Annotated in this window: 10 protein-coding genes; 2 read left to right on the forward strand and 8 right to left on the reverse strand. The window is 69.9% G+C overall.

The window, feature by feature from the left end; all coding sequences use genetic code 11:
* The 8 genes from E1264_RS34125 to E1264_RS34160 all read right to left on the reverse strand — a co-directional run.
* The coding region (locus tag E1264_RS34125) for an MCE family protein (protein WP_132180215.1) at positions 1-1,110 on the reverse strand (1,110 nt) is incomplete at its 3' end.
* Positions 1,107-2,198: an MlaD family protein gene (locus E1264_RS34130; protein ID WP_132180217.1), complete on the reverse strand. Its 1,092-nt coding sequence runs from the start codon at positions 2,196-2,198 to the stop codon at positions 1,107-1,109. The genes E1264_RS34130 and E1264_RS34125, both read right to left, overlap by 4 nt.
* Positions 2,198-3,226, reverse strand: coding sequence for an MCE family protein (locus E1264_RS34135; protein WP_132180219.1), 1,029 nt, complete (start codon positions 3,224-3,226; stop codon positions 2,198-2,200). The genes E1264_RS34130 and E1264_RS34135 overlap by 1 nt, the downstream gene beginning before the upstream one ends.
* A complete protein-coding gene (locus E1264_RS34140; RefSeq protein WP_132180222.1) occupies positions 3,226-4,248 on the reverse strand; it encodes an MlaD family protein in 1,023 nt (340 codons plus the stop codon). The genes E1264_RS34135 and E1264_RS34140 overlap by 1 nt, the downstream gene beginning before the upstream one ends.
* Positions 4,248-5,330 (reverse strand): MlaD family protein, encoded by a 1,083-nt coding sequence (locus E1264_RS34145; RefSeq protein WP_165964529.1) that lies wholly within the window; start codon positions 5,328-5,330, stop codon positions 4,248-4,250. Before E1264_RS34145 ends, E1264_RS34140 begins: the two co-directional genes overlap by 1 nt.
* Positions 5,327-6,400: an MlaD family protein gene (locus E1264_RS34150; protein WP_132180224.1), complete on the reverse strand. Its 1,074-nt coding sequence runs from the start codon at positions 6,398-6,400 to the stop codon at positions 5,327-5,329. The genes E1264_RS34145 and E1264_RS34150 overlap by 4 nt, the downstream gene beginning before the upstream one ends.
* On the reverse strand, positions 6,397-7,251 hold the full coding sequence (locus E1264_RS34155) for an ABC transporter permease (RefSeq protein WP_132180226.1): 855 nt from the start codon (positions 7,249-7,251) through the stop codon (positions 6,397-6,399). The genes E1264_RS34150 and E1264_RS34155 overlap by 4 nt, the downstream gene beginning before the upstream one ends.
* Positions 7,251-8,054, reverse strand: coding sequence for an ABC transporter permease (locus E1264_RS34160; RefSeq protein ID WP_132180228.1), 804 nt, complete (start codon positions 8,052-8,054; stop codon positions 7,251-7,253). Before E1264_RS34160 ends, E1264_RS34155 begins: the two co-directional genes overlap by 1 nt.
* 294 nt (positions 8,055-8,348) lie before the next feature.
* On the opposite strand from E1264_RS34160, the gene E1264_RS34165 reads away from it, so the two are divergent.
* Both E1264_RS34165 and E1264_RS34170 read left to right on the forward strand, forming a co-directional pair.
* Positions 8,349-8,981, forward strand: coding sequence for a MarR family transcriptional regulator (locus tag E1264_RS34165; RefSeq protein ID WP_243711335.1), 633 nt, complete (start codon positions 8,349-8,351; stop codon positions 8,979-8,981).
* 235 nt (positions 8,982-9,216) lie between these two features.
* Complete coding sequence (locus E1264_RS34170; RefSeq protein WP_243711336.1) at positions 9,217-10,017, forward strand: cell envelope integrity protein TolA; 801 nt, start codon at positions 9,217-9,219, stop codon at positions 10,015-10,017.
* Positions 10,018-10,124: the final 107 nt, after the last annotated feature.

Here is a 10,124-nt window from a genome sequence, read left to right on the forward strand (position 1 = left end):
GTCGTGGGTGGGGATCGTGTCTCCGGGGTTCTTCGCCCGGTAGGTCTTCTGCGGCGTCGCCGCCGGGGTCCGGCCGCCGGGGCAGGTCGGCACCTTGTTCACCGCGGGCTGCGGCGCCGGGTACTTGTACTCCAGCGCGGCGGGCGACTTCAGCGTGATCTGGAAGACGACGTTCAGGACGGGCTCGCCCTGGTCGATCCCGATCACGTTGTCCAGGACGACCTTCAGCGCGGGCGCGTACTGGAGCGTCTTGCCCAGGTCGGTCAGGTAGCCCGGGTTGTAGGTCGAGAGGCCCATGGTGCCGAGCGCGTCGACGGCGCAGCCGAAGTCGGGGCCGGTCCGGTCCAGCAGGTCGTTGACCGTGTCGAGCAGCCCGGGCCCGCGGTCGCGCAGTTCGGCGATCTTGTCGCGGACCTGGCTGAGCGCGGCGGTGAGCGCGGCCAGGTCGTCGATCCCGCCGCCGAGCGCGCCGCGGTTCTCGTTCAGCACCCGGGTGATCCGCCCGAGGTCCCTGGTGAGCCCGTCGAGCAGCTCGGTGTTCTGCGCGAACGTCTGCGTCAGGTCGTCGCCGCCGTTGATGATCTGGCGGAGGGAGTCCTCGCGCCCGGCCCAGCCCTCGGCCAGCTCGTGGGTGAGGACCTTGGCGTCGTCGGCGTTGATCGCCTTGAGGGTGTCGATGACCGCGCCGAACAGGTCGCCGTACTTGGGCGGGACCTTCGTCTGCGACACCGGGATGACGCTGCCGGGCCTCATCGGCGGGGCGTCCGCCCTGCCGGGGCCGGGGGTCAGCTCGACCACCGGCTCGCCGACCGCGGACTTGCGGGCCGCGGCGGCGGTGACGCCCTGCGGGATCTCGACGCCCCGCTCGATGTCCATCCGGACGACGACCTTGTCCTTCTCCAGCTTCACCGAGTCGATCTTGCCGATCCGCAGGCCGAGATAGTCGACCTCGAAGTTCGGGTGCAGGCCGGGCGAGGACTCGAACTCGGCCGTGATGCGGTACGGCCGGTCGATGAAGTCGAACCGGACGACGTTGTTGAACGCCCACACGGCCATCACCACGGCGAGCGCGGCGAAGACCGCCAGGTTGATCGTCAGCCGCCTGGTCATCCGCGTCCTCCCAGGAGGGCGTCGAGGTCGGGGAGGGCGCCTTCGAGCCCGTCCGGAAGCACCGGGGGCGGGGCCGCCGGGTTCTGGCCGTTCCCCTGCTCCTTCTTGTTCTTGGGCTTCTCGCTCAGGCCGGGGAGGATCGGCGTCCCGTCCGGCCAGACGATGCGGACGATCGGATACAGCAGCAGCTGGCCGTCATAGCTGGCCAGCGGGATCTTCCTGGAGAAGGCGACCAGGCCGTCCACCAGGGCGGTGAGCCGCTTGCGGTTGCTCCCGAGCTGCTGCAGGACGGGGTCGAGGTCCGCCAGCAGCTTCCGGAAGCGGAGGATGCGGCCCTCCAGGACCTTGCTGTTCAGCTCGCGGGCCATCCGGGTGAGCTTGTCGACGGTCCTGAGGATCTTCTCCTTGTCGTCGTTCAGCATCCGGGTGGTGCGTTCGAGCTGGCCGGGCATCTCGTTCAGCGCGTCGTCGCCCTTGGCGAGCGAGCGGCCCAGCCTCGCGAACCGGTCGACCGACTCGCCCAGCTCCCGCCGCTGGTCGGCGAACATCTTCACGAGGCCGCTCGCCTGGGCGATGGTCATGTTGAGCTTCTGGCCGTTACCGTCCAGCGCTGTGGCCCCGGCGTTGACGACAGTCGCGACGTCGTCGCCGGCGAGCGCCTGGATCAGCGGGCCCGCCTGCCCGACGACCTGCTCGAACGCCGGCTGGACGCTGGTCTGCGCGATCGTGTCGCCGGAGGCGAGGAACGGGCCGCGGCCCATGCTCGCGCCGGGCGGCATCCGCAGGTCCACGTAGTTCTCGCCGAGCAGCGACGTCACCCTGATCTCGGCCCGGGTGCCCTTCGGGATCTTGATGTCGTCCTCGATGGACATCGTCACCTTCGCCCGGTAGCCGGCGAGCCGGACCTTGGTGACGCTGCCGATCGTGATGTCGGACATCTTGACGCTGTGCCCGGCGACGAGCTGCTGGACGTCGTCGAACGTGGCCGTCAGCGTCAGCCCGCCCTTCGGCGCGCCCGCCGTCGTGTAGGAGCAGCCGGAGACGGCCATGGCCAGGACCGCCACCAGTACGAGGATCGTCCTGCCCATCAGTTGCCTCCGTTCTGCCAGGGGCAGTTGGAGTTCGGGGCGGGCAGCGGGCAGCCGACGTCGTCGTCGTTCAGCAGGCCCTTCAGCCAGGTCCGCAGGAACGCGTCGGTCGCGAACCGGATCTGCAGCGACTTGTTCTTCGGGTTGTAGCCGTTGAGGAGCAGCTCGTTGATGCCGGGCAGCGCGTGGATCAGCTGCGCCAGCTCCTTCGCGTTGCCCTTGAGGGTGAGCGCGGTCCGGGTGAGGACGGCCAGGTCGTACGGCAGGCGGCCCTTGTACTTCTGGATCAGCTTGTCGCCGTTGTCGGCCAGTTCGAGGACGCCGCTGATGAGCTGCTGCAGCTCGCCGCGCTCGGCGGCGAGCACCCGGCTCGCCTCGCCGAAGTCGCGGATCACCGCGCCGAGGACCTGCTCGCGCCCGCGCACCACCCCGGCCAGGCGGCTGAGGTTCTGCGCGACCTCGATGAGCTCCTTGTCCTGCCCGGCGACGTTCTCGACCAGGCGGGCGCTCTGCTCCAGGGTGGCGTTGAACTGCCTGCCGTTGCCGTTCACGGTGTCGGCGGCGTTGCCGAGCGCGCTCTGCATCTTCGTGGGGTCGAGCGCGTTCGCGAGGTTGGTGAACGAGCTGAGCGCGTCGTCCACCTCGACGGGCACGTGGGTGCGCTCGATGGGGATGACGTCGGAGGTCTCCTTCGGCTGCCCCGGCTTCCACGCCGGGTGCAGGACGAGGTTGCGCTCGCCGATCAGGTTCAGCGGGACGATCGACGCCTGCACCCCCTTCGGCAGCGGGACGTCGTCGCGCACATGGAACGTCACCTTGACCCTGTCGCCCTGGTTCTCGACCTTCTCGACGAGGCCGACGTCCGCGCCCATCACCTTGACCTTGGACTCCTTGTAGAAGGAGCGGGCCTTCGGGACGTAGGCGACCATCGTCCGCTCACCGCCGCCGGACGGGGTGACCGAGCAGCCGCCGAGCGACGCGGTCAGCGCCAGCCCGGCCGCGATCGCGACGCCCCTCGCTCTGGCCATCAGTTGCCTCCCTGCGCGCGGCGGCTGGAGATGGGGCCGGGCGGCTGGAGCGGGCCGAGGCCGGTGAGGACGCCCTCCACCCACGGGCCGTTGCCCTTGAGGACGGCGAGCTGGTGGAACGTCGGCCCGAGCAGGGAGAAGTCCGTGTTCAGCGCGTCCATGTTGGGGGCGAGCCTCGTGGTCAGCAGGTGCAGGTTGTCCAGGAGCGTGTTGAGCTCCTTCTGGTTCTGGGAGATCACGTTGGACAGCGTCCGGACGGTGCGGCTGCCCTGCCCGATCGTCGCGGCCAGCTCGTTGCGGCGGTTGACCAGCGTCTGGAGCAGGACCTGGCTGGCGTTGATGATCTCGCGGAGCTGCTCGTCCTTGCCGGCCAGCGTGCCGGTGATCGTCTTGCTGTTCTCGATCAGCTTCTGGATCTCGGGATAGGAGTCGTTGAGCATCCGGGACATCTCCTGGATGTTGACCAGGACGCGGTTCAGCTTCGCCGCGCCCGGCGACTCGATCTTGTTGACCTGGGTGAGCAGCCGGTCGATGCTCTTCTGGTCGAGCCTGCCGACGATGTTCTGCGCGCCCTCCAGCACGTCCGGGACGGTGAACGGGACGCTCGTGCGCGACAGCGGGATCCGGCGCCGCGACTCGGGCACGTCCGCCATGTACGGCTCGGCGACCGGGCCGGACAGCTTCAGGTACCGGCCGCCGAGCAGCGTCGTCGTCTGGATCTCGGCGCGGGTCTTCGGGCCGAGGTCGATCCCGGCGTCCACATGCCAGGTGACGATGATCTTGCCGTGCTCGAAGTCCGGCTCGACGGAGGTGATCCGCCCCGACTTCACGCCCGCGACCCGGACGTCCTGCCCCTTCTTCAGCCCGGCGGCGTCGCTGAACTCGCCGCTCATCGTGTAGCCGCGGTCGAGCAGGTGGAGCTGGCCGATGGCGAACGCGAACACGCATCCGGCGGCGAGCGCGGTCAGGGTGACGAGCGCGACGATCCTGTGGTCGGCGTCCCGCAGCGACTTCAGCGCCATCAGCGGCCACCCCCCGCCAGCAGCATCTTCCGCAGCTTGGCGAGATCGGCCGCCGACGGCTGGTCCGTGCCGGGCGACCTCGGCAGCTGCATCGGGAACGGGCACGGGCCCTGCATGATGTTGATGCAGAGCGCGTTCGTCCGCAGGTAGTGGCCGCCGTTGGCGGAGGCGAACAGCTGCCGCAGCGTGAGCGGGAGCTGCTGCACCATCTTCTCCAGCTGGTCGACGTTCAGCCGGAACGTCTCGCTGAACCTGCCGAGGTTGTCGATGATGCGGCCGAGCTGCGCGTCGTTGCCGCCGAGCACCTGGTTGAGGCTGGTGGTGACGCCGGAGACCTCGACCACCGCGTTCTCCAGCAGCCTGCGGTTGTTCGCGAAGACCTTGGTGAGCGACTCCAGGTTGTCGATGCTCGCCGCGATCTGCTTGTCGCGGGTGGCGACCGCGGCGCTCACCGTCTCGTAGTCGTCGATCATCTTCTGGATCGTCTTGCGGCGGGCGGCGAACGTCTGGAGCAGCATGTCCAGGTTGTCGGTCAGCAGCGTGACGTTCTGCTCGTTGCCCTCCAGCGCCTGCGAGAACGAGAAGAGGATCTTGTTGAGCTGGACCGGGTCGAGGCTGCGGGTCAGCGGGCCGAGGTCGTTGACGATGGCGCCGAGGTCCACGACCGACCTGGTGTGCGGGACGCGGTCGCCGTCGCCGAGCATCTCGCGCTTGCGGCCCGGCTCCAGGTAGACGACCCGCTGGCCCATGACGTTGCGCCAGCGGACCGAGGCGGTGGAGTCGGCGGGGACGCGGACGTCGTCGTCCACGGCGAGGTCGACCACGGCCTTGCCGCGCTCGACCCGGATGCCCTTCACCTGCCCGACGGGCGTCCCGGCGACCTTCACGTCGTCGCCCTCCAGCAGCCCGGTGACGTCGTCGAACGTCGCGGTCAGCCGGTAGCGGGAGGCGAAGCTCGTGCCGAGGATCTGCTGGCCGATGAAGAACGTCAGCAGCCCGGTGACCGCCACGAACACCACGAACTTCAGCGTCGTGGCGCGCTCGGGGCCGCGCGTGGACCTGGCGCGCCTGCGCGGGCTCACGGCCGCCCTCCGGTGGACGTGCGGGACAGCGGGGCGGTGAACGCCGTCGTGGGCGGTGTGACGGGGCAGATGTCGATGAGGATCTGGCAGATGTCCAGCGGGAGGTCGTCGCGCATCTGGGCGATCAGCGTGCCCTCCGGGCCGGGGATGCGGATGACCTGCGCCAGGAGGTTGAAGAACCCGTTCAGGCTGTCCAGCAGCACGGGGATATTCCGGCGCTGGCCGTTCAGCACCGCGACGATCTGGCCGCCCGAGTCGATGATGGTGCCGAGGTTGCGGCCGTGCCGCTGGAGGTTGGTGCCGAGCGTGTCGCCGAGCCGTCCGGACTGGTCGAGCAGCTGCGTGATCTTGTCGGGGCGCTCGTTGACGGTGCGCGACAGCCGGTTGAAGTCGCCCGCGAAGCCGGAGAGCGTGTCGCCGCGGGTCGCGAGCGTCCCGGACAGGCCGTTGAGGTCGGCCAGCAGCGCGTTGATCGCCGCCCGGCTCCGGTACGTCGCGTCGACGACCTTGGCGCCGTTGTCGATCGTCCGGTTCAGCGCGGGCCCCTGGCCGGACAGGCCGCTGCCGAAGGTGTGCAGGATCGTGGCGAGCTCGTCCGGGTTGATGGCCCTGGTGAGCCTGTAGGTGGGCCACGCGGTGTCGGACAGTTCCTCGGGGTCGCGCGTCTTGGCGACCTTGCCGCCGTCCTCCAGGTAGGGCCCGGTCAGCTCGTGCGCGCCGAGTTCGAGCGCGAGGTCCTTCGGCCCGAACACCGAGACCGGCTCGACCGCCGCGACCGTCGTGTCGGCGACCTTGATGCCCTTGTCGACGCGGAACCGCACGTTGACGCGTCCGTTGTCCACCAGGGTGATCTTGTCGACGGCGCCGACGGCGATGCCGCGGATCTTGACGTCCGACTTGCCGGGGTCGAGGCCCTGCCCGGCCCGCCCGAACGTCGCGTTGTAGTAGGTGGAACCCTCGTGCGACGGCGTCGAGCCGACCGCGACGAACGCCGTCGCGGCCGCGATGACGCCCGCGCCGACGAGCCCGAAGACCGTCCGGGAGCGGTTCGACAGCGTCTCCTCGCTCATCCGGTCAGCCTCACCGTGCTGCCGTGGCCCCAGAAGATGTAGGACAGGACCAGGTTCATCAGGATCATCAGGATGGTGGACTCCCGGATCGCGCGTCCCGCGGCGACGCCGACGCCGACCGGGCCGCCCGCCGCGTAGTAGCCGCGGTAGCAGTGGATGAACATGATGATGAAGGCGAACACCGCCACCTTGATGACGCTGTAGAACACGTCGATCGGCGGCAGGTAGAGGTGAAAGTAGTAGTCGTAGATGCCGGGTGAGAGCCCGAAGTACTGGATCGTGATGAACCGGGTCGCGAAGAACGCCATGAACAGCGACACCAGGTACAGCGGCACCAGCGCGATGACCCCGGCGGCGACGCGCGTGCACACCAGGTAGGCGAGCGAGTTGATGCCCATGACCTCCAGCGCGTCGATCTCCTCGGAGATCCGCATCGCGCCGATCTCGGCGGTGAACCCGGTGCCGACCTGCGCGACCAGCGCGACGCCCGCGATGATCGGGGTCACCTCGCGGACGTTGGAGTAGCTCGCCACCAGCCCGGTGAACGCCTCCGCGCCGATCCGCTCCAGGCCCGGGTAGCCCTGCAGCCCGACCATGGCGCCGGTGGCGAGCGACATCGTCGCGATCACGAAGATCATGCCGCCGCCGATGACGAGCGCGCCGACGCCGACGGTGATGTCGCTGACCTGCTTGGCGAGCGTCCGGCCGTACTTGCGCCGGACGATGATGTCGACCACCAGGTGGTAGAGGACGCGGCCGAGGAAGACGGGCAGGTCGGCCGAGGCGGCGAGCCCGGCGGTCCGGCTCCGGACGGCCCGGCCCAGCTTGCGTACGGGGGAAATGGCGACCATCAGAACCTCGGGGGGAAGAGGACCTGGTAGATCATGGTGAGGACGTAGTTCGTCAGGAACACCACGATCGAGGTGACCACCACCGCCCTGTTGACCGCGCGGCCGACGCCGACCGGCCCGTAGTCGCAGTTCATGCCCATGTAGCAGGCGACGGCGGCGGCGATGAAGCCGAACACCCACGCCTTGAACAGGGTGATCACCAGGTCCGGGAACTGCAGCAGGGTGGTGGCGCCGTCGAAGAACGCGCCGGGGCTGACGCCCTGCTGGATGACGTTGAAGTAGTAGCCGCCGAGGACGCCCGCCAGGATCACCACCGAGCAGAGCAGCAGGGACACGGTGCTCGCCGCCCACAGCCTGGGGGTGACCAGGCGGTGGACCGGGTTGATGCCCATGACCTCCATGGCCGCGAGTTCGTCGCGGATGTTGCGGGCCCCCATGTCGGAGGTGATCGCGGACCCGCCGACGCCGGACACCAGCAGCGCCGCGGCCAGCGGCGCCACCTGCTGGATCATCGCGGCGGTGAGCAGCGCCCCGGTGCCGGACTGCGCGCCGAGCTGCCGGGCGATGTCGCCGACCTGCAGCGAGATCGTCGCGCCGAGCGGCACCGCGATGAGCATCACCGGGACGCTGGTGACGCGCGCCAGGAACCAGCACTGCTCGATGAACTCGCCCCACCACTGGCGCAGGTCCCAGGTGCGGCGCAGCCCCTCCAGGAGGGTGACGCACAGCAGCCCGGTCTCGTCGAGCGTCCGCCCGACGCGTCTGCGCGCGAGGTCCGGGGCCTTCGCGAGGCTCAGGGCCATCAGCCGGTGCCCTCCCCCAGAGGGGTTCGGTGAGGGTGCAAACCAGCCTCCTTCGCTTCTCGGACGTCGGCGCTCATCCGATGCTCCGGCGCCCCGCCTCGGCACGGGGCGCGCTCGACCTGCTCTCGATGCTCGTTCGCGCGCCACCGCGGTCTCGGCGGAGACCGGGACCACACGCGGAGCCCGCGCCCAAGCAAGCACTCGGGCACCGCATGTGATCTGAGGCACTCTATTGGAAGAAGGTCTAAGAAGCGAGTACTTACATCCTGATTTATCGGCGGCTAAGATCATCCGGTGCGAACCGAGGCGCGAGACGACACCGGAGGGGACGGAACGGCGGGCATGGCGGCCGACACGGCGGACACCCGGGACCTCGCGGCGGAGGCCGCGGACGAGGTCGATCCCCTGGTCATGGGCGTCCGCGACCGCTGGGAGGAGCAGGGGCTCCGCGGCGGCCCCTGGCCGTTCATGGCGATCTGCGCGGTGGGACGGCTCAACCAGCTGCTGAAGAAGGCCCTGGACACCGAGCTGAAGCGGCTGGACCTCACCCGGACCGGCTACCTCCTGCTGACCACGCTGGCGCTCACCGTCCACGGCCGGGCGCGGCTGAGCACGCTCGGCCGGATCCTGATGATGCATCCGACGACGGTGAAGCTCACCGTCGACCAGCTGGAGGCGGCGGGCCTCGTCGCCCGCAGCCGCCATCCGCGCGACCGGCGCGCCACCCTCGTGGAGATCACCGGCGCCGGACGGGACCGCGCCAACGAGGTCAGCCTGGCGCTGGAGTCGCCCAGCGGGGAGTTCGCGGCGTTCGACGGGCGGCACCGCGAGATATTCGAAGCGCTGCAACCGGCGCGCCTCGCGGCCGGAGATGTGGAACTGTTGAACCCTGGCGCGGGACGGGACCGGGGGCACCGCGACGGGTGAACCTCGGGTCACCCGGCTCCCGTACAGGCAACGACAGGTACATGGACAGGAAGATGGAACTGGTCCATGGACGGCCGGCCCCCGTTCGTGGATCATCACACGGACGACACCACCCCGGGCGATAAGGCAGTCTTCTCCTATGCCACAGAGTCACGGCACGCGCAGACGTCCCCCCGACACCCCTCGACGCGCCCGTTCCGGGCCGAGGCGATCGGAGGGGCGCGGGCGCAACGCCGTGCAGGTGCCCCCGCCCCGCGAGGCTCCCGGCCCTGGCCCGCGTGGCGCGCGGGGCGAGCGCGGGCCCGGCCCGTACGCGCCCTACGACCGCTACGGCCCGCGCGGGACGGGGACGCCGCCGGGCGACGTCCCGCCGTCGCGGAAACGGCTGATCCGGCGGGTCCTGACCAGCAACGTCACGATCATGGTCGTGGCGCTGGTCGCGATCGTCGCGGCGGTCGTGCTCGTCGACATCGGCCGCTTCACCGGCGAGGACGGCACCAAGCCGCCGAAGATGGCCGCCGGCGACCTGTCGACCAACGAGATGCTCACCCGGCTGACGGCGACCGACATGAACCCGGTCGTCGCCGACGCGGTCGCCTCCGCCAAGCAGCGCGCCTACGAGAAGCACAAGCGCGAGATGGAGGAGCTGAAGAGGCGGGCCAAGAAGGAGGCGGAGGCACGGGCGAAGCTGAAGGCGCAGCAGGAGAAGGAGCGGCTCGCCAAGCTGAACCCGAGCTCCGCGCAGAACAAGGCGTACGGCAAGAAGATGAACGCCCTCAAGGGGTGGGGTCGCTGCTGGCCGTCGCTGCTGACGCTGTGGAACCACGAGAGCGGCTGGAACGAGCGGGCCGAGAACCCGTCCAGCGGCGCGTACGGGATCCCGCAGGCGCTGCCTGGCTCGAAGATGTCCAGCGCCGGGAGCGACTGGCGCACCAGCACGCCGACGCAGATCGCGTGGGGCCTCGGCTACATCAAGGCGCGCTACAAGGACCCGTGCGGCGCCTGGTCGTTCTGGCAGTCCCACAACTGGTACTGACCCGCCGGTACTGAGCCGCTGGTCATGAGCCGTGCCGAGTCGCGGTGCGGGCCGGGGCGGGGCTGGCACCATGAGGGGATGCGGACGAGCGGGCCCCACGAGGGCGG

It is taken from the genome of Actinomadura sp. KC216 (genome assembly GCF_004348535.1).
Taxonomy (GTDB): domain Bacteria; phylum Actinomycetota; class Actinomycetes; order Streptosporangiales; family Streptosporangiaceae; genus Spirillospora.

Coding starts and splice junctions, on each gene's coding strand:
- E1264_RS34150 (WP_132180224.1), bottom strand. CDS start 6,400: ATGAGCGAGGAGACGCTGTCGAACCGCTCCCGGACGGTCTTCGGGCTC.
- E1264_RS34135 (WP_132180219.1), bottom strand. CDS start 3,226: ATGGCCAGAGCGAGGGGCGTCGCGATCGCGGCCGGGCTGGCGCTGACC.
- E1264_RS34140 (WP_132180222.1), bottom strand. CDS start 4,248: ATGGCGCTGAAGTCGCTGCGGGACGCCGACCACAGGATCGTCGCGCTC.
- E1264_RS34155 (WP_132180226.1), bottom strand. CDS start 7,251: ATGGTCGCCATTTCCCCCGTACGCAAGCTGGGCCGGGCCGTCCGGAGC.
- E1264_RS34160 (WP_132180228.1), bottom strand. CDS start 8,054: ATGGCCCTGAGCCTCGCGAAGGCCCCGGACCTCGCGCGCAGACGCGTC.
- E1264_RS34130 (WP_132180217.1), bottom strand. CDS start 2,198: ATGGGCAGGACGATCCTCGTACTGGTGGCGGTCCTGGCCATGGCCGTC.